Here is a 19,038-nt window from a genome sequence, read left to right on the forward strand (position 1 = left end):
GGGCCGGGGATGCATCAGGGCCGAGAAGCCGTGAGCGCGGCGGCGCTGGCGGGGTCTGCCGGGTAGAAGGTCTCGATCGCGAGTTCCGACACGGTGACATCGGTGGGTGTGCCGAACACCGTGGTGGCGGTGAACAGCGCGAGCTCGCCTCGCGGTGACTGGTAGCGCATCGGGACGACGAGCGTGTTCGCCGGGTGCGTTTCCGCCCGGGAGCACGGGCCACGCGTGGAGTGCGCGGAGTAGGCGCTCAGTTCGGCATGCAGGTCATCGAGGGCGTTGTCCCTGGCTGCCGCTGCCTGCCGTGCCAGCCGGTCGAGCAGATGCGCTTTCCACTCGGGCAGGTTCAGGATGCGCGGGGCCATCCCGTCCGGGTGCAGGCTGAGGCGGAGCACGTTGACCGGGGGCTCCAGAAGGCGCGGCGCCACGCCCGCGGTGAACAGGCCGATCGCCTCGTTCGCGGCGACGAGCTCCCAGTGCCGGTCGACGACCACCGCGGGCAGCGGGGCGAGGCCGGCGAGCACCCGGTTGATCGCCTCGCTGACCGCCGACATCGACGGGGACGCGAGATCATGCTGCGAATAGGCCGGTGCGTAGCCGCCGGCGAGCAGCAACTGGTTGCGTTCCCGCAGCGGCACGTCCAGGTGTTCGGCCAGGGTGAGGATCATTTCGCTGGTGGGCCGCGATCGGCCGTTTTCCACGAAGCTGATGTGGCGGGTCGAGACGTTCGTTCGTTCCGCCAGGTCCAGCTGGGTGAGTCGGCGCTGTTCCCGCCAGCCACGCAGCAGGGCACCCACGGACGGTTCGTGCGCGCGGGGGAGGGCCATGCCGCGACCCTAAGGGCTGTGCGGGCGGGCCGGCCATGACCTCCGAGGTAATCGACGGGCCGCACCGTGGCCGCGAACATCGAGCCTGTCACCGCCGGAACATCCCGAGTTCTCCGCGGTCGTCCGAGCCTTCTCATGCGGGAGGCAGCGGTGGCACATCCGACACCGTCTCCGAGAGTGAGGACCACCCGTGAACGACGGTAACGACGATTTCGAAAGCCTGGCACTGAGCTATGTCGAGGTGTGGAACGAGACCGATTCCGTCGCGCGGCGGGCCGCTGTCGAGCGGATTCTGGCCCCCGAAATCCGATACATCGACCCGATCGCCGTGGCCGAGGGCCGTGACGCCGTCGACGCGGTGATCGGCGCGGTGCAGGGACAGTTTCCCGGCCTGACGATGACCCTGGCCGGGCCGGTTGACGGCCACCACGACCAGGCCCGGTTCACCTGGGGGCTCGGCCCGGCGGGCGCCGAGCCGCTGGTCGTCGGTTTCGACGTGATCGAACGCGGCGCCGACGGCCGCATCACCAAGGTGCTCGGCTTCCTCGACAAGGTCCCGGCCGGAGCCGGAACCGGAACCGGAACCTGACGCCAGCTCCGGCGTAGGGGAGTGGACGGACCGGACCGTGCGATGGGGCCCCGGCACGGTCCGGGGTCCGGGGCTGCCGCGCTGAGCCCGGTTACGGGACGTATCGGGCAGCCGAGGAGCAGCACCCGTCGGCGGGCGGTCATGCCGCGGACTCGCTGTTGCGCCGGCCGGTGGGCGAGGTGCCGGTGGACGAGGTGCCGGTGGACGAGGTGTCGGTGGGCAGGGTGATGGCGAGCAGGATCGCAGCGGCCAGGCAGAGGGCGGCGTTGACAGCCAGCGCGGTGGTGACCCCGTGCAGGATGCCGTGCGGCGTCTCCGCCTCGGACGCGGTCGCGATCGCCGACATGACCGGTGTGCCGAGGGCGATCCCGACCTGCTGGCTCATCGTGGCCAGACCGGTGGCGAGTCCCTGCTCGCCGCCGGCCAGACCTGACGTCGCCGTGACCATGAACCCGACGATCGCGACCAGGTTGGCGACACCGCCGACGAACGTCGCCGCGAGCAGGTCGGCGAGCCAGCCCGGTGCGTCCCCGAGGAAGGCCAGCGGCACGGTCGCGGCGCACTGTGCCACGAAACCGAGCACGACGGCCTGCCTGCCGCCGAGGCGGGCGATGACCCGCGGGCCCAGGAGGCCTCCGACGACGTGCCGAGGCCGAGGACCGCGAACGCGAGACCGGACTGCAACGGCGTGTGGTTCCGGACCTTCTGCAGGTAGAGGGTCAGCAGGAACACCACCGACGTCTCGGTGGCGAAGGCGAGCAGGCCGGCGAGGTTGCCCCACCGCACGCTCGGACGAGCCAGGATCGACGGTGGTACCAGCGGCTGCGCCACGGAGCGCTCGACGGCGGCGAAGACCGCGAGCAGGATCGTCGCGGCGGCGAGAAATCCCCAGCAGTGCGGGTCGCTCCATGAGCGCTCACCGGCCTGGGTCAGCCCGTAGACGCCGGTGACCAGCGCGGCCGTCACGGTGACGGCGCCGGGAACGTCGAGCCGGGGTGGGTCGGCCGCCTTGTTCTCGGTGAGCACGGCCGGCCCGACGGACAGCACCACGACGGCGACGATGACGTTGATGAAGAAGGCCCAGCGCCAGCTCACCAGGTCCGTCAGCAGCCCGCCGAGGACGGCGCCGGCGGTGAAGCCCGAGGCCATCAGTGCTCCGTTGAGCCCGAGCACCCGCTCCCGCAGCGGGCCTTCGGGGAACGACGTGGTCAGCAGGGACAGTGCCGCCGGTGTCACCGCCGCGGTCGCCAGCCCCTGGGCGACCCGCGCGGTGAGAAGCACCCACGGGACGGTCGCGAGCCCGCCGGCCAGGGAGGAGACGCCGAGCACGGCGATCCCAGCCAGGAACAGCCGGCGACGTCCGAACAGGTCGGCGACGCGGCCGAACGACAGGGTGAACCCGGCCGCGCAGACCGCGAACGTGGTCGAGATCCACTGCAGGTTCGCCAGGCTGAAGCCCACGTCGCCGCCGATCCGGGGCAGCGCGACATTGAGGATCGAGAAGTCCACGGCAAGGGTGAAGCTTGCGGTCAACAGCACCACGAGGGCGAGCCGCTCGCGGCCGCCGACCCGCGGGGGCATCGGTGTCGCCGTCGGTGTCACTGTCGGCGCGTGGTCCGGCGCCGGCCGGCCGGCCAGAGATTCGGTGGTCACGGTTGTGGACCCTGCGGCCTGGAACGCCGCACTGCGATCCCCCCGTGCCTGGTACCACTCGCAGGGGCACCCAACGACCGCGAACGTGCCTGACACTGGGATGCATGCGCCCCGCCGACCCGAAGACCGGAACCCGAGAGCTCGGAGATTTCCTGCGCACCCGTCGGGCCGCGGTCGCGCCTGCCAGCGTGGGGCTCCCGACCTGGGGCACCCGCCGTGTTCCGGGCCTGCGCCGCGAGGAGCTCGCCCAGCTCGCCGGCATCTCGATCAACTATTACACCCGGCTGGAGCAGGGGCAGTCGACCAACGCCTCGGACTCGATCATCGAGTCGCTGGCCCGCGCCCTGCGCCTCGACGAGGACGAACGGGCCCACCTGTACGCCCTCGCTCGGCCGGCACCGGCCAAGCGCCGTCGTCCCGCCCGGCCGGAACTGCCGGCCGCCGGCGCGGCCGCCCTGCTGGACGCAATGCACGCCGTTCCGGCCATGCTGCTCGGGCGCCGCAACGACATCCTGGCCTGGAACCGTCTCGGCCATGCGCTGCTCGCCGGTCATCTCGATGCCGCGGCCCCCCGGTCACCCCAGCGGCCCAACCTGCTGCGGCTGCTCTTCCTCGACCCGCACACACGGGAGCTCTACCGCGACTGGGACGACGAGTCGGCGCTGGCCGTCTCATCCCTGCGCTACATCACGGCGCAGTACCCGGACGATCGTTCGCTCGCCGAGCTCATCGGTGACCTGAGCATCAACAGCCCCGAATTCGCGCGGCTCTGGGCCAGGCACGACGTCCGGCTCTGCTCACGTGGCACCAAGCGCCTGCACCACCCGGCGGTCGGGGACCTCGAACTCCACTACGAGGTTCTCCACCTGTCGGACAGCAACGGGCAGCGCATCCTCACCCACACCGCCGCCCCCGGCTCGGGCTCCGACGCCGCGCTCCGCCTGCTGGCCGCTCCGCCGACCGTGACAGGAGAACCTGCGGTGGCCTGAGCACCTGCGGTGGCCTGAGGTCCCGCCGTGATCTGAGCGGGTCGGCCTCACCGCGCCCGACCCGCTCAGATCGCTGACGATGTCAGGCGGGTTCGGCGTCCGGTGCCGAACGGGGGTCGGCCGCGGTGTGCTCGTCGAACCAGGCCCAGATCCGGTCCCATGCCTCCGCCGCCGCGTGGGGTTCCGGGCCGGGACGCAACAGCGGCCCGGTCATCAGCATGGAAAGTCGATGGCTGCGTCTGCTGGGGCGCCCGGTGAGGAACGAATGGCCCGCTGTGGGGTACACCGTCACCTCACCCGGCACCCCGGCCGCGCCGAGGCGTTCCCGCAGCAGCGGTGCCGTTCTGGCGAAGACCTGGTCGCGCCCACCGTAGGCGGCGAGCACCGGGCCACATCCGCGCAACGCCTCGACCCGCGGCGGGGCGCCGTAGTTGGCGGAAACCGCACGCACCCCGGAGCCGGCCTGCCCGCCGAGCAGCATCGCCAGCCCGCCACCCAGGCAGAAGCCGATCACCGCGATCCGGCGGTCATCCACCTCGGGCCGGCCGGCCAGCCACCGACGGGCGGCGTCCAGATCGCGGACCACCGGCCCCGGCCGGCCGCTGAAAACCTCCCGCATGGCCCGAACCAGGCAGACCGGCGCAAGGCCGGGGGAGAGAAGGTCGGGAGTGAGCGCCACCCAGCCACGGCCTGCGAACCGGCCGGCGACCTCACGGATCTCCGGCGTGATCCCGAACGCCTCCGACAGCACCACCACCGCTGGCCAGCCCGCGGGCGGCGGATCACCTGCCGGCCTGGTCAGCTCGCCGGTCATGGCCCGCCCGGCCTCGATCTCCACCCTGGTCGGGGAAGGATGTGGGCGGCGCATCGCCGTCAGCGGCGCGGAGGCGTCATCCTCGCGGGGCTCGGCGGTCGCTGTGACATCTGGTCCGGCAGCGGTGACGATCTCGTCGCGATGCATCCCGCCGGACGATACCCCACGCGTCGAAGGGTGGCTCTTTTACTACGGATTGCAGGCCGGTGCTGTCGGCCGGGCGACTCGAGATCTGTAGACCATGTCACGTCGGTAACTGATCGCTTCGGCATCTGATTGCTCTGGCTTAACTGGTTGTCGATGGTCCGCATGTATGTGCGAAGCTGTGGGCGACTTGGATGCGGTCGCCGTCGCGATGCCTGGATGTTCGCCGGTTGCCAGAGGTTGAGCAGGAGAACTGATGAAACGGATCGCCGAACTCGCCGTCCGTCGCCGATGGCTCGTCGTCGTCGGCTGGGTCGGCTTTATCGTTGCCGTGCAGGTGATCGCCGGGGCGATGGGCGGGGCCTCGTACCGCGACACCTTCAGCCTGCCGCACACCGAGACCGCGTCGGTGACAAAGCTGCTCGAGGGCGCTGGGCTGAACAATCAGAGCGGCGCTACGGGCACCGTCGTGCTCAAGAACAAGGACGGGAAGTTCACCTCGTCGCCGCCGGAGCTGAAGTCGGCCTTTACCGACGTGTGCGCCTCCGGTAACCATGTGGCGTTTATCACATCTCCCTGGGATCTGGTCGACTGCTCGAACAGTGGGGCCAGCGGGGAGGGGAACCCGAAGCTGCTCAACGGCGCGCGCGGTTCCACCGCGGCGCTGATCGCCGTGACCTGGGAGAACGACCACTACGAGCCGGAGTTCTTCAAGGGCGTCTACGACGAGCTGAAGACCCTGCGCAGTGACTCGCTGCAGGTCGAGTTCACCGGGCCCGCATTCTCCGGCATCGGGCAGAGTGAGGGCTCGGGGTCGTCGATCTTCATCGGCTTCGCGGCGGCGCTCGTCATCCTGGCGCTGGTGTTCCGCACCGTGGCCGCCACGGTGCTGCCGTTGGCCAGCGCCTTGTTCGCCCTCGTCGGTGGCCTTGGTGTGATCTACATTCTCAGCCACGCCATCAACGTGTCGAACATCACTCCCGTCCTCGCCGAGCTGATGGTGATCGGTGTCGGTGTTGACTACGCGCTGTTCATCGTCACCCGGCACCGCCGAAATCTGCGGCGGGGCGTGCCCGTCGCGGAATCGATCGTGAACGCGGTCAACACCTCGGGCCGGGCGGTGTTGTTTGCCGGCACAACCGTCTGTATCGCCATTCTCGGTCTCATCGCGCTCGGCGTGAGCTTCTTCAACGGCATGGCGGTGGCGACCGCGCTCGCGGTCGGATTCACGATGATTGCGTCACTGACGCTGCTGCCCGCGCTGCTCAGCCTGTTCGGGCTGAAGGTGCTGACCCGCAAGCAGCGGGCGGCGGTGCGCGCCGGCGAGTTCATCGACGACCGCCAGGTGGGATTCTGGGCGCGTTGGTCGCAGTTCGTCGCCCGCCAGCGCATCGGTGTCGCGGTGGTCTCGGGCGCGCTGATGATCCTGATCACCCTGCCGTTCTTCTCGCTCCAGCTGGGCGCCAGCGACCAGGGCAGCGACCCCAAGAGCGCCACGACCCGCGCGGGCTACGACCTGATCGCCTCCGAGTTCGGAGTCGGCTACAACTCCGCGCTGGAAGCCGTCGTGAGCGGCCCGGGTGCCTCCGACGAGGCCTACCTGCAGCGGGTGTCGGAGACGCTGTCCGACGTCCCGGGGGTCGACCCGGCCAGCCTGGGCACGATGCCGCTGGCCAAGGACGTCGCGTTCGTGACGTTCAAGACGACCACGTCACCGCAGTCGGAGGAGACCTACAAGCTGGTCCGGCACCTTCGCTCGGACATCCTGCCGCCGCTGTACGAAGGCACGGCCAACCACATCTACACCTACGGTGACACGGCGATCAACGTCGACTTCGCCTCGGTGCTGTCCCGGAAGATGCCGCTGTTCATCGCGGTCGTGGTCGGCCTGTCCTTCGTCCTGCTGCTCATCGCGTTCCGCAGCCTGCTGATCCCGTTGACTGCCGCGCTGATGAACCTGCTGGCGGCGGGCGGCTCGTTCGGCCTGTCCGTGGCGATCTTCCAGTACGGCTGGCTCTCCGAGCCGATGGGTGCCGGGCCCGGTGGGCCGATCGACGCCTGGATGCCGGTCATGCTGTTCGCCATCCTGTTCGGCCTGTCGATGGACTACCAGGTGTTCCTGGTCAGCCGGATGCACGAGGAATGGCTGCACACCCGCGACAACAAGCGTTCGGTGGTCGTCGGGCAGGCTGAGACCGGCGGCATCATCACCGCCGCGGCCATCATCATGATCGCCGTGTTCCTCGGCTTCGTGCTCACCCCGGGCCGGCCGATCAAGATCTTCGGTGTCGGCCTCGCCTCCGCTGTCTTCCTCGATGCCTTCATCCTGCGGACGGCGCTCGTGCCGTCGCTGATGCACCTCATCGGCAAGGCCAACTGGTACCTGCCGAAGTGGCTGGAACGGGTCGTCCCGCACGTCTCGGTCGAACCCGCCGACGAGCCGGTCACCGTCGGCGCAGCCACCCACCTCGTCGCCGGTGAGACCGCCAGCGGTGACGGTGACGGTGACAGCGGCGCCGACGGCGGCAGCGGCGGTACTGATGGCGACGGTGGCACCGGCGACGGCGGGTCCGGCGGCGAGGGCCGGCCCGAACCCGGGCCCGAAGCGGGACCCGGCCTCGGAGCGGTTCCCACCCAGGGGCCGGAACCGGCACGGGAACCGGCGCGCTCCTGACCGAAGGGGGCTCGTCCGCCACTGGCTGGCGGACGAGCCCCTTCGGCCGCCCCACCCAGGGCTCTGTCTGGTGGACCAGCGGCCGCAGTCCGAGGGGGCGCCCGACGGCCAGAGCCGTGAGGGCTGCCCCGAGCGCACCTTGACCGCAGCGCGATCCGGCGGCCTGAGCGCCGCCGCCGCGCTGTTACTGTTCGCCTGTGTACCTGGACCCGTCGGACGAGAACGCCCGGCTGTTCTTCGCCCGCGGTATCGAGGGGCCGTTCACGATGTTGAACCTGCTCCGGTTCCGTGACTGGGCCGACTACTCGGCTCACCCGGACCTCGCGCCGCCGGAGCCGATCCCGGGCCACCTCGCCTACGACCGCTACGTGCGGCACACCCTGCCGTACCTGGCGGCCAGCGGAGGCTCGGTCGAGTTCTTCGGTGTCGGCGGCCACCCGTTCGTCGGCCCGACAGACGAGCGGTGGGACCTCGTCATGCTGATCCGCCAGGGCGGTGTGGCCGATTTCCTCGCGTTCGCCTCGAACGAGGGCTATCTCGCCGGTGTCGGCCACCGCACGGCCGCACTGGCGGATTCACGGCTGATCCCGCTCGTCGACCGACCGCTGCCCTGAGCAGGAAGCTCCGGGAGCGGCTGGCACGCGCCCGGACTCTCGCCAGCGGTTGCTGGGACAGCACGCCGGAGTGTCGGACCGGGCCGGTCGCGGGTACCTGACCTGGGTGAGTAGGTGGACCCTGGCCAGGACGAGTATCGCCACAGCGGTCGCGGCTGGCGTCGGCGCGGTCGCGACCAGACCCGACTCCTCCTGGTACCTGTCGTTGGACAAACCCGCCTGGCAGCCGCCGCGGTCGGCCTTCCCCGCGGTCTGGACACCGATCTACCTTCTGATCGCGTTCGCTGGTGCCAGGGCGCTCGACGGCACGGCCGGCGACGACCACCGGCGCCGCCTGCGCCGTGCCTTCGGGATCAACCTGCTCCTGAACGCCGCCTGGACTCCGCTGTTCTTCCGGGTCCGAAGCCCAGGCCTCGCGTTCGCGGAGATTCTCGCCCTCGACGCCTCCAACGTCGATCTTCTGCGCCGGGCCTGGCACGCGGACCGCTCCGCCGGGGTTGCCCTGCTGCCTTACCTGACCTGGACGGGCTTCGCGACCGCGCTCAACGCCGCGATCGCGGCCCGCAACCCATCGGCGCAGGAAGCCGGTTCCGGTTGACGGTCAGCCGGCGACGAGATCCGGCCTGGCGTAGGCGGCCAGGGCGCCGCGGTCGTCGGTGAGAACGAACCCGGCGCCGATGGCGGCCTCGATACCGGCGGCGTAACGCTGCTCGTAGTCCGCCCGGGACGGATACAGCGCCGCGAGGCGGGATGCGTCCAGTGGCTTCGTCGAGCCGATCAGCAGGCAGATCGGGGACAGCTTCGGTCCGGGATCACCGGACAGGACGACGGCTGGCACGTCGACGGGCGGTGTACGGACCCCGCCGAGGGCGATGCCGTCCGCGTCGCGGCGGACGGAGGGGAACAGCCCGTCGTCGGTGGTGATCCGCGGTGCGGCGGCCGGCGGCTGGCCGGTTGTCAGCCAGCCGTCGAGCGCGTGCAGGGCAGCCTTGACGACGACGTGCAGTGGGCCGTCATTGATCAGCGCGCCGCAGTCGACGTTCTGCGCGTTGGCGCCGAGCAGGTGGGCGTCGGCGTGCGCGGTGCCGGCGACCTCCCAGAGGCGGAAACGGTCGCTGTCGGGCTGCCGTGCCTTGGCGGACCCGAGGATGCTGGTCAGGTCCGACTCGGCCTGGACGTCCATCACCGGCGCGGCCTGGTCGGTGCGGAACGTGGCGGTCGATCCGGCGAGCAGCGCGCTGGTCAGTTCCGCGTTCTGCCCGGCCCCGACGAGGGGCAGGCTGGACGCCCCCCGGCTGTGCACGTAGAAGCCGTCGAACGCGCCGGTCAGCGGCTGGACGCCGTTGTAGTAGGTGACCATCGCGAACGCCGACTGTGACTGGCCCGCGGCGATGATCTTCCGCGGCTGGGTTCCGCCGATCGCGGCGCCGGCCCGCAGACCGCGTGCGACCTGGGTGAAGATGTCGTACGCGAAGCCGTCACCGGGGTGGTTCAGCGAGCCGTAGCGGGCCGGGTCGATGACCTTCAGACCCTTGCCGGCCAGCTCCGACCCGGCCGCGGGAAGCGTGACGAGCACCTGCCCGCCCTCGATGCCGAGCCGTTGGGCCGACACGCCGACCCAGATGTGCCCCGCCCGGATGATCTCCTCGTGGAGGTTCGCCCACTCGGCGTCGGCGTCGACACCGCCGCTGACGTTGAGCCATTCCACGACGACCGTGCCGCTGAGCCGTGTGGCGYCCGCCGGCTCGCGCACCAGCACCCGCGTGCGGTACGGCGCGGTCGTGTCCGGCTGGAAGGTCCACCGGCCGTCCGCGCTCAGCCCGCCGACTGCCTGGTACGACGTCGCGGTGCCCGTGGCGGCGTACTCGTGCTGCACGTAACCGGCCGGTGCGAGATCGACCGGGATCGCGGTGCCGATGAACGCGCCGTTGCCGCCGGTCAGCTCCTGCGACAGGTCCGCCGCCGGACCGGGTGCGGGCCCACCGGGACCACCGGGCTCGCCGGGCGGCAGGCAGGCCGCGAGCGACACCATGACGATGCAGGTGAGGGCCAGCGTCAGCGACCGGCGCCAGCGTGGTGCCGAGCGGGATCGGGTTCCGGATAACGTGCCCTGATCGGCTCTGTCGCGAACCTTCATCGGTAACCACCTCGTACCGGGGCGAAACGCCTCCAACGTGATTCCGGCAGTCTGGCGATCAACGCCGCGGGGGCGCTATCGGCATCCGGAGACGTCCGGATGGAGGTCTCCAGACGGAGACCGTGGGAGGCAGGCCGCCCAACGGGTGCGGGTGGCACGGTTCGGAGTCGATAATCCGCCCCAGCCGACATGATCGGAGGACAGGGGCGTGGTGGTCAGCGAGCGCAGGTCTCCGCTGTCTCCGCACACCTCGCCGAGGCAGCGGTTGGCCGCCGCCGAGCGGGAGTACACGGAGATCGTCGCGTCGCTCGACCGTGACACGGCCATTCGCCGGGTGGTCACCACCGTCCCCGACACCGACGGCGTCGATGTGGCCTGGGTGGGCCTGCCGGCGGGCAGCGACGTGCTCGCGCTCGGGAACCCGGTGAACCTCAGGACGAACGTCCTGCGGGGCCTGATCGTGCCCCGTGGCGTGGGCCTCGGGGGCGTCGTGATGGCGTCGGGCCGGCCGATGTGGGTCCGTGACTACGTCGGTGCGCGGGAGATCACGAGCGATTTCGCCTGGCATGTCTCCCGGGAGCGGCTCGTCTCCATGGTCGCCGTGCCGGTCGTCGCCGAGGGCCGGCTGCTGGGCGTGCTGTACGGCGCCAGCCGGCGGGAGACCGAGTACAGCGATCTCACCGTCGGTCGGTTGGAACGCGCGGCCAGCACCCTGGCCACCGCGCAGATCGTCGCGGAACGTGCCCGGCACGCCGCCGAGGTCGCGGTGCACGAGGAGCGGCGCCGTCTGGCGCTGGAGATGCACGACGGGGTCGGCGCGCTGCTGTTCACGATCGGCGCCGGCATCCAGCGGCTGGCCGCGGACCCTGGTCTCGACCCGGAGGTCCGTTCCCGCCTCGCCACGATCGAGGCCCAGATCGCGCAGGCCGCGGCTGCTCTGCGCGGGTCGATGCGGGTCCTGTCCGCCGCGCCGCGGCGCCTCGCGCTCGATGTGGCGTTACGCGAGCACTGCCGTGCGTTCAGCGAGCGGACCGCCATCCCCGCCCGGGTGCTCACCCTGACCGACCTTCCCGAGCTGTCCACCGCCCAGACCGGAGCACTCGCGGACGTGACCCGCGAGGCCCTGGTGAACGCCGAGAAGCACGCGGGCGCGTCGTCCGTCGTCGTGTCCGTCTTCGCGGCCGCGGGGGGAGTCACGGTCGTGATCGCCGACGACGGCGTCGGCGTCGATCCGTCCGCTGCCGGCGCGCGGTCGGACGCACCACCGGACGCACCACCGGACGCACCACCCGACGCGCCATCGGAGGCACGGCCGGGTGCACTGGCCGGCACGCTCCCCGGCGCCCCGCCGGTCGCACCCCGAGGGCTGGGCCTGGCCAGCATGAGCGAACGGATGGGTCGGGTCGGCGGGACCATGCGGATCGAACCGAGCTCCGATGGCGGGACGATGGTCCACGCCTGGCTGCCGACATGACGACGGGAACGGCCCGGACGGTGAAGGTGCTCGTCGCCGACGACCATCCCGTCGTCCTGGACGGCGTCACCCTCGCACTCCAGCSCACCTCGTGGCTGGATGTCGTCGGGTACGCCCGCACCGGCCGGGACGCCATCGCGGCCGCCGCCAGGCTGCGGCCCGACATCGTCCTGCTCGACCTGCGCATGCCGGACATGCTGGGACCCGAGACGACCGCCGGCCTGCTCGCCGRCACGCCGTCGCTCAAGGTCATCCTCTTCACCGCCTACCCCGACCACGCCGCGGTCGAGGCCGCGCTCGCCGCCGGAGCGCACGGCGTCGTCGTGAAGGACGTCGAACGCGCCGACCTGGTGGACGCCATCCGCAAGGTCGTCAACGGGGAGCGGGGCGTCACCGCCGGCATCGAGACCGATGCCGGTGCCGTCACGGCCCGCCACGGACTCGCGGGCCGCGGGATCACCCGGCGCGAGTACGACATTCTCCGCCGGGTCGCGATGGGGCAGACCAACCCGGAGATCGCCGACGCCCTCGGCCTGACCCGCAACACCGTGAAGACCTATCTCCAGCGCCTGATGGAGAAGCTCGGAGCACGCAACCGGGTCGAGGCACTCGCCCGTGCGCACGAGCTCGGCATCCTCTGAGGCTCGGCATTCGCCGGCAGCAGGCTCTGGCGACAGGGCACTACCCGTGGCCGGGAGACACCACGCCGGCGGCGTGCTGAGGCCACAGCCGTGCGCGCCGGGTGTCGCGGCGTCGCCGCCTCGTGCGCGGGGTGGTGGGGTGGCGCCGCGGCGGGAGCCGGCGGACGACCGTCGCCCGGGCACGGAGAACGGCGTGGATGGCCACGCGGACCGGCACCGGCGGGAGCGCGAGGCCGACTCCCGCGCGGACCTGCGGTTCGAGCAGCGTCGCGACGAACGGCCGGACCAGGGGCACCAGCGGCCGTGGCAGCTGTGACTCGGCCAGCGCGATGGTCGCCTCGCTGACGCGTTCCCCGAGCGGTGAGTACGCCGCCCGGTCGCGTTCCCACCGGGCGAGGTAGGCGGCGAGGCCGTCGTAGTCGGCCGGCAGGCCGCGTACGCCCATCCGCCGCCCCAGCTCCAGGTAGAACCGCGCTATGGCGGAGCGCTCGTCCGGGGTGGGCGCACGCCATCCGTACCGGTCCAGCCAGCGCACCAGCGTCACCGCCAGCGACGCGATGGCGTAACACTGATCGCCGTCGGTGATTCCCCACCCGCGGTGCGCCCTGTTCACCATGCGCAGGACGTCCCGCCCGACCGGTGACTCGAAGCCGTGCTCGAGCAGGTCGCCGAAGGTGAGCGAGGTTTCCTCGGCCCGCTCGGCTAGCGCGTCGATCGAGCCGACGACACTCGCCGTGCTCGGGACCGCGAACAGGTGCCAGATCGTCAGCTTGCCGGCGGTCCGCGCATCCCAGGGAAACTCGTGGAAGATGAGGAGCCGGACGATCTCAGGCCAGTCCCGGTCGGGATCGAGACCGGCTGTGCTGATCTCGCGCCCGCCGTGACCCCCGCGACTCCTTTTACTCCTTCTACTCCTGAGACTCCCGCACCCGCCACCGGTAGCGATCACTCGGCCGAGTATTGGCGGTGGGCCAACCCAGGTCGTTGATATGTAGCAAACCGGACAGGGCCGTCTGCCGCCTGTCCCGGTCTGAACGCCGGCCTGTGCGCTCAGTACCAGCCCGCGGCCTGCGCCGTCGGGGCGTCGTACTCGGCGGGCAGCACGGGACGCCGGTCGGCGGCCCGCATCGGCGGTGCGGCCACCGGCGCAGGTGCCGCTGCCCGTACGGCGCTCTCGGTCCTGCGCCGCATCTGTGCCGCCCCGGCGAGTCCGCGTCGTCGTGCCGGCGTCATCAGTGAGCTCAGCAAGTCCTCGACCGCGTCCATGAGTGTCGTCATCGCCAGGAGCGCCAGCGGAAACAGCAGAACGATAAAGACCACGCTGTGGACACCTCGCAATGTGCTCGAAAGCATCCGGCCGTCAAGGGTTGGCCTGGATGTACTAGCCCGTTTGGGTAGGTCCCATTCCCGCAGCCGCAGGTTACGAACACTGACCGGCCGGTCGGACAACCTGACATAGGCGTAGGTGTCCATTTCAGGTGCAGCCCCGCCGTGCAGGGCCGCCACTTCTCCGAGGCCCAGTGCCTGCCCCGCTATCTCACGGTCGACGGTGCGGCGGAACCGTCCGGGTTGGTGCCGGAACCCGCGGCGCCGCCCGATCCGTCGGTGCTGCCGCCGCTGGGCGGGGCGGCGAGGACGAGGCTGACCGTCGCGCCGCGCGTGACGAGCCCGGAGGCCGGAGACTGGGACAGCACCGTGCCCACAGGCCGGTCGCTGGCCTGGTTCTGCTCGACCACGTCGAAGCCGTAGCCGGTGAGCGTCGCCCGGGCGTCGGACCGGCTGCGGCCGACCACGTCGGGCACGTTGACCTGCGTGCTCGCGATGGTGACCGTCACGGTGGTGTCAAAGGCCACCTGCGTTCCCGCGGGCGGGTCGGTCTTCTCCACCAGCCCGGCGCCCTGGTCGGAAGGGCCGTTGTTCACCACCAGGTTCATCTTCAGCCCGGCGCTGGCCAGGCCGGTGCGGACGTCCCGTTCGGTGCGGCCGATGAAGTCGCTGACCGTGGTGTGGCCGCGGCCGGACGAGACGGTGAGGGTGAAGATCGTTTCTGTGTTGGCCGAGGTGCCGGAGACCGGGTCGGTGGCAGTGACGACGTCCACCGCGGCCTGATCCAGGCGGTAGTCCCGTTGGAAGTGTGAGAAGCCGGCCGCGCGCAGCCGATCCTCAGCGCGGCCGATCGGCTCGCCGACCACGTCGGGAACGGTGGCGCGCTTGGCGGGCGGGCCTGGCCGGTAGCCCTCCATGTCGCCGGGGGCCGGTGAGCTCCCGGCGTCGCCGGCGGTCGCGGACGGGTCATCCGGCTGTCCGGTCGAACCCGTCGAACCGGTCGAGCCGGTGCTGCCCGGCTCCTCCCGGTCCCGACTGCCGCCGTCGGTGCTCCTGCCGGTTGCCTCGGCCGTGGGTAGCCGGCCATCCGAGCCGGTCGGCAGCAGCTGGACGGCAGCGGCCCCGGCGGCTACCAGCAACGTCGCCAGTGCCACCACCAGGACCGGGACCATCCGTCGGCGGCCCCGCCGAGCGGCCGGGCGCTCCTGGGTCGAGCCGGCCGCCGGCCTGCCCGCTGGGGCGATCATCGTGAGGTCGGGTTCCGCGGAACGTCGATCGCCGGAGTCCGACCAGCCGGGCGCGGGAGCGTGGGGCACCCCGGGTGGCGGCGTTTCCCGTCCCGCGATGCCGGCCGCCGGCGTGCCGGGCGTCGGCGTGCCGGCAGCCGGCGTTACCGGTGAGACCAGGGCCAGGTCGGTGAGCCAGTCGGAGGCGCTGTCGCGGGCCGCCGCCGCCACCGCCGGGGACGGCATCAGCCCGCCGCCGCCCGGAGCCGGCACCGCGCCCAGCCGCACCAGGCGGCTCAGCAGTTCGTCGGCACTCGGGCGGCTGCGTGGGTCGCGGCGCATCGCGTCCCGCACGACCTCGGTGAGCGCCGGGTCGAGGCCGGCCACGTTCGGATCGCTGTGCATGACCCGGAACATCTGCGCCGGCGAGGGTCCGTCCCCGAACGGCAGGCGACCGGTCCCCGCGAAAAGCACCAGGCCGCCCCAGGCGAACACGTCGGCGGCGCCGGTGACCTCCGTGCCGGTCACCTGCTCCGGTGCCATGAAGGCCGGCGTCCCGACCATTCTCTCGCCGACCTGGGATGTGCTGTCGACGGCCAGCGCCACGCCGAAATCGATCACCCGCGGGCCGAGCGAGGACAGCAGAACGTTCGCCGGCTTGAGGTCCCGATGCACGAGGCCCGCACCGTGGATGGCAGTCAGGGCGGCCGCGACGCTCACCGCGACACGCTCGAGATCACCCGACGCGAGCGGCCCGTTCGCCGCGACCGCCTGGTAGAGCGTCGGCCCTGCCACGTACTCGGTGACCAGGTAGGGCGCGCCGTCGGGCGGGTCGACGACGTCGAGCACCTCGGCGGTGCAGAACCGCGCGACCCGGCGGGCGAGGTCGGCCTCACGCCGGAAGCGGGAGCGGTACTCGGGCAGCTGCGCGAACTCCGCCCGGATCACCTTCAGCGCCACCAGACGGTCGGTCATGTTGCCTGCGGCGGCCTTGGCGTCGCTGGCGCCGCCGACAGCGACAGCGGCGGTGGCGGTGGCCTGGCCGGCGCGGGGAGTGGCCAGGTAGACGGTCCCCATCCCACCTGCGCCGAGCCGGCCGAGCAGCCGGTACCGCCCCAGCACGCGGGGATCGGTGGCAAGCAGCGGTTTGGTGCCAGGGTGGGTCGCGCCACCGCCGTCAACAGCACCACCGCCGCCGCCAGGGCTGCCGCCGCCAGCACCAACGCCAACGGGGCCGCCGGCAACAGGGCGATCGCCGCGAACCGGGCCGCCGCCAACGGGGCGACCGCCGCCAACGGGGCCGACATTCCCGCCAGGCGTCGGCGTGATTCCCGGCCGGCGCGTGCCACCTGCGTCGACGGGAGAATTCCCGCTGGCGTTCCGCCCCGCCGCATCGGACGCCGGGGCGTTCTCACGTACGTCCACAACGCCTCCGGACGGCCGAGTCAACATCGGTGCAGGGCACCGCTTCCGTCGTTACATTTTCGTGGCTTCGCCTCCAAAGACGCGGCGTTCGGGAATCGGGTTGTGGACCTATCGCGGAGCCGATAACCGGTCGACAACGGGCGGTTAATGTGCACATCAGCTCTCGGTGCTCGTCCCGGCGGTTTGCTGTTGATAAACAGCAGACGCGGCACCGGCTGCTACCACATCGCACCTGGAACGGGGCGGGCTGCTCGCCTCCCGCAGTCCCGGTGGCGCCGACGGCAACAGCCTCGCCTGGCAGGCTACGAAAAGTGCAGGATTTGCAGCAGCGTGGGAGCGGGTAGCCGGGATCCCGATCCTCTGGCTGTCACTGCTACTGCTGCTGTCGAGCAAGCGTTGAGGATCCTGGTCGTTGGGACGGCGAAAAATCCTCGACTCCGAGCTGCGGGCCTGGGCTCGACTACCGAGGAGATCAGAGAACCCGTCCTGGTTCACTCGTCCCGCCCATCGGGAAATTCTCGATACCCAGGACGAGCAGCAGTTCGAGGCGTTCACGTGATTCGGTGTCCGCCGGGGTCAACACCAGCAGCAGCTGGCCCTGGTCCGGGGTGACCAGGGTCTCGCAGTCCATCAGAAGGCGGCCCACCCGCGGATGGTGCAGCGTCTTGCGGTCGGCGCGTCTGACCGCCACCTCGTGCTCGGCCCAGCGCTGGCGGAAGTCGGCGCTGGCGGCCTGCAGCCGCTCGACGAGCCCGATGACCTCCGGGTCGCCGGAGCGCCGCCCTGCGGTCGCGCGCAGGTCGGCAACGAGCTGTCTGGACTGGTGCTCGTGCTCCTCCGGTGAGTGGGCTTCGCGGGTGGCAGGGCTGGTGAACCAGCGGTAGACCAGGTAGCGCTGGTCGCCCACGAAACCGCTGTGATCGCCGGTCAGCAGCAGACCGGCGCGGTTGTGGGCCAGGGTCTCGCCCAGGTCGGAAATCACCAGGGCCGGTGTGTCGCCGAGCAGGTCGAGCATGCGCACCAGGCCGGCGCGGGCCAGCCGGGCCCGGCTGGCGGCGGGAGGTGGCAGGTGCCCGGCCAGGTGGAACAGATGATCGCGCTCGTCGTCGGACAGCCGCAGCGCCCGGGCCAGCGCACCCAGCAGCTGGGTGGACGGCTGGCTGCTGCGGCCCTGCTCAAGGCGCACCACGTAGTCGACCGACATGCCGGCGAGCATGGCCACCTCCTCCCGGCGCAGGCCGGTGGTGCGCCGCCGCGGGCCGTCGGCCAGGCCCACCTCGGCCGGGCGGATCGCCTCGCGGCGCCGCCGCAGGAAGTCGGCGAGCTCGTCACGTTGCACAACCACATGTTTCCCCGGCAGGGCGAGTCGAGCCAGGGAGTGACGCTCCCACGATGAACACTCCTCTCCCGGATCTGCCGAGGCAGCCGCAAGGTGGAGACGAGCGAAAGCCGCGGTCGACAGTCGACGGTCGACGACAGCTCGCGGCCGACCGAGAACGAAGGAGAGCACATTGCAGACACGAACTCTCGGCAGCACCGGACCGTCCGTGGCCGCGCTGGGCCTGGGAGCGATGGGCATGTCGGGCGCCTACGGGGCGTCCGACCGCTCGGAGAGCATCGCCACGGTGCACGCCGCCCTGGACGCCGGCATCACCCTGATCGACACCGGCGACTTCTACGGAATGGGCCACAACGAGCTGCTGCTCGAGGAGGCACTGCGTGGCCGGGACCGCGACAGCTATGTGCTGAGCGTCAAGTTCGGCGGGCTGCGCGGGCCGGACGGCCGATTCCTCGGGCAGGACGGCCGTCCCGACGCGGTCCGGAACTTCCTGGCCTACTCACTGGCCAGGCTCGGCACCGACCACATCGACATCTACCGGCCGGCACGGCTGGACCCGGCCGTCCCGATCGAGGAGACCGTGGGTGCGATCAAGGAGATGATCGACGCCGGCTATGTGCGGCAGGTGGGCCTCTCCGAGGTCGACGCCGAGACGATCCGCCGCGCGCACGCCGTCCATCCGATCGCCGATCTGCAGATCGAGTACTCGCTGGTTTCCCGGGCGGTGGAGGAGGAGATCCTGCCCACGCTGCGGGAGCTGGGCATCGGCCTGACCGCGTACGGAGTTCTCGGCCGGGGCCTGATCTCCGGGCACTGGCGCGCCGGCCAGGCCGCCGGCCCCGGCGACTTCCGCGCCCACAGCCCGCGGTTCTCCAGCGGGAACGTGGAGCACAACCTCACCCTGGTGGAGGCGCTGCGGGAGGTCGCCACGGCGAAGGGCGCCACCGTCGCTCAGCTGGCTATCGCGTGGGTGGCGGCCCAGGGCGACGACATCGTGCCCCTGGTCGGCGCCCGGACCCGCGATCGGCTGGCCGAGGCACTGCCCGCCCTCGAGCTGAACCTCTCCGCGGACGACCTCGCCGAGATCGAGAAGGCCGTACCGGCCGGCTCGGCCCGCGGCGACCGGTACCCCAGCGTCCTCATGTCCTCCCTGGGCGTCGGAAACTGAC

Annotated in this window: 15 protein-coding genes and 1 pseudogene; 8 read left to right on the forward strand and 8 right to left on the reverse strand. The window is 71.4% G+C overall.

Annotated features, from left to right (window positions below; translation table 11 throughout):
* Positions 1-14: 14 nt before the first annotated feature.
* A complete protein-coding gene (locus CcI49_RS07060; RefSeq protein WP_076825135.1) occupies positions 15-824 on the reverse strand; it encodes a helix-turn-helix transcriptional regulator in 810 nt (269 codons plus the stop codon).
* A gap of 190 nt (positions 825-1,014) precedes the next feature.
* Between CcI49_RS07060 and CcI49_RS07065 the strand changes: the two genes are divergently transcribed.
* Positions 1,015-1,413, forward strand: coding sequence for a nuclear transport factor 2 family protein (locus CcI49_RS07065; RefSeq protein WP_076825137.1), 399 nt, complete (start codon positions 1,015-1,017; stop codon positions 1,411-1,413).
* Between the two features lie 139 nt (positions 1,414-1,552).
* Here the strand turns inward: CcI49_RS07065 and CcI49_RS44360 are convergent.
* A pseudogene (locus CcI49_RS44360) lies at positions 1,553-2,994 on the reverse strand (MFS transporter).
* A gap of 176 nt (positions 2,995-3,170) precedes the next feature.
* Between CcI49_RS44360 and CcI49_RS07075 the strand changes: the two are divergent.
* A complete protein-coding gene (locus CcI49_RS07075; protein ID WP_076825139.1) occupies positions 3,171-4,055 on the forward strand; it encodes a helix-turn-helix transcriptional regulator in 885 nt (294 codons plus the stop codon).
* A gap of 82 nt (positions 4,056-4,137) precedes the next feature.
* On the opposite strand, the gene CcI49_RS07080 is transcribed toward CcI49_RS07075, so the two are convergent.
* The gene (locus CcI49_RS07080; RefSeq protein WP_083749353.1) at positions 4,138-5,016 is read right to left on the reverse strand and encodes a dienelactone hydrolase family protein; all 879 of its coding nucleotides are present in this window, start codon (positions 5,014-5,016) and stop codon (positions 4,138-4,140) included.
* A gap of 253 nt (positions 5,017-5,269) precedes the next feature.
* Between CcI49_RS07080 and CcI49_RS07085 the strand changes: the two genes are divergently transcribed.
* The 3 genes from CcI49_RS07085 (at position 5,270) to CcI49_RS07095 (ending at position 8,899) form a co-directional block, all read left to right on the forward strand.
* On the forward strand, positions 5,270-7,687 hold the full coding sequence (locus CcI49_RS07085; protein ID WP_076825141.1) for an efflux RND transporter permease subunit: 2,418 nt from the start codon (positions 5,270-5,272) through the stop codon (positions 7,685-7,687).
* Positions 7,688-7,884: 197 nt separating this feature from the next.
* On the forward strand, positions 7,885-8,301 hold the full coding sequence (locus tag CcI49_RS07090; RefSeq protein ID WP_054566773.1) for a hypothetical protein: 417 nt from the start codon (positions 7,885-7,887) through the stop codon (positions 8,299-8,301).
* A 106-nt stretch (positions 8,302-8,407) separates the two neighbouring features.
* The gene (locus tag CcI49_RS07095) at positions 8,408-8,899 is read left to right on the forward strand and encodes a TspO/MBR family protein (protein WP_235497905.1); all 492 of its coding nucleotides are present in this window, start codon (positions 8,408-8,410) and stop codon (positions 8,897-8,899) included.
* 3 nt (positions 8,900-8,902) lie between these two features.
* Here the strand turns inward: CcI49_RS07095 and CcI49_RS07100 are convergent, their stop codons facing one another.
* Positions 8,903-10,333, reverse strand: a complete 1,431-nt coding sequence (locus CcI49_RS07100) for an alpha/beta hydrolase domain-containing protein (protein ID WP_116437355.1) — start codon at positions 10,331-10,333, stop codon at positions 8,903-8,905.
* Positions 10,334-10,646: 313 nt separating this feature from the next.
* Between CcI49_RS07100 and CcI49_RS07105 the strand changes: the two genes are divergently transcribed.
* Together CcI49_RS07105 and CcI49_RS07110 are read left to right on the forward strand one after the other, a co-directional pair.
* Positions 10,647-11,912, forward strand: coding sequence for a GAF domain-containing protein (locus CcI49_RS07105; protein WP_076825145.1), 1,266 nt, complete (start codon positions 10,647-10,649; stop codon positions 11,910-11,912).
* Positions 11,909-12,553, forward strand: a complete 645-nt coding sequence (locus CcI49_RS07110) for a response regulator transcription factor (RefSeq protein WP_076825147.1) — start codon at positions 11,909-11,911, stop codon at positions 12,551-12,553. The genes CcI49_RS07105 and CcI49_RS07110 overlap by 4 nt, the downstream gene beginning before the upstream one ends.
* 40 nt (positions 12,554-12,593) lie before the next feature.
* On the opposite strand, the gene CcI49_RS07115 is transcribed toward CcI49_RS07110, so the two are convergent.
* The 4 genes from CcI49_RS07115 to CcI49_RS07130 all read right to left on the reverse strand — a co-directional run bounded on the left by CcI49_RS07115 (position 12,594) and on the right by CcI49_RS07130 (position 17,869).
* The gene (locus CcI49_RS07115) at positions 12,594-13,502 is read right to left on the reverse strand and encodes an oxygenase MpaB family protein (RefSeq protein WP_076825149.1); all 909 of its coding nucleotides are present in this window, start codon (positions 13,500-13,502) and stop codon (positions 12,594-12,596) included.
* Positions 13,503-13,603: 101 nt separating this feature from the next.
* Complete coding sequence (locus tag CcI49_RS07120; RefSeq protein ID WP_054566779.1) at positions 13,604-13,873, reverse strand: hypothetical protein; 270 nt, start codon at positions 13,871-13,873, stop codon at positions 13,604-13,606.
* A 212-nt stretch (positions 13,874-14,085) separates the two neighbouring features.
* On the reverse strand, positions 14,086-16,227 hold the full coding sequence (locus CcI49_RS07125) for a PASTA domain-containing protein (protein WP_076825151.1): 2,142 nt from the start codon (positions 16,225-16,227) through the stop codon (positions 14,086-14,088).
* A gap of 775 nt (positions 16,228-17,002) precedes the next feature.
* Positions 17,003-17,869: a helix-turn-helix transcriptional regulator gene (locus tag CcI49_RS07130; RefSeq protein WP_076825153.1), complete on the reverse strand. Its 867-nt coding sequence runs from the start codon at positions 17,867-17,869 to the stop codon at positions 17,003-17,005.
* Positions 17,870-18,041: 172 nt separating this feature from the next.
* Here CcI49_RS07130 and CcI49_RS07135 point away from each other — a divergent pair, with 172 nt between their 5' ends.
* Positions 18,042-19,037, forward strand: a complete 996-nt coding sequence (locus CcI49_RS07135) for an aldo/keto reductase (protein ID WP_076825155.1) — start codon at positions 18,042-18,044, stop codon at positions 19,035-19,037.
* Position 19,038 lies beyond the last annotated feature (1 nt).

The organism is Frankia sp. CcI49 (assembly GCF_001983215.1).
Taxonomy (GTDB): domain Bacteria; phylum Actinomycetota; class Actinomycetes; order Frankiales; family Frankiaceae; genus Parafrankia; species Parafrankia irregularis.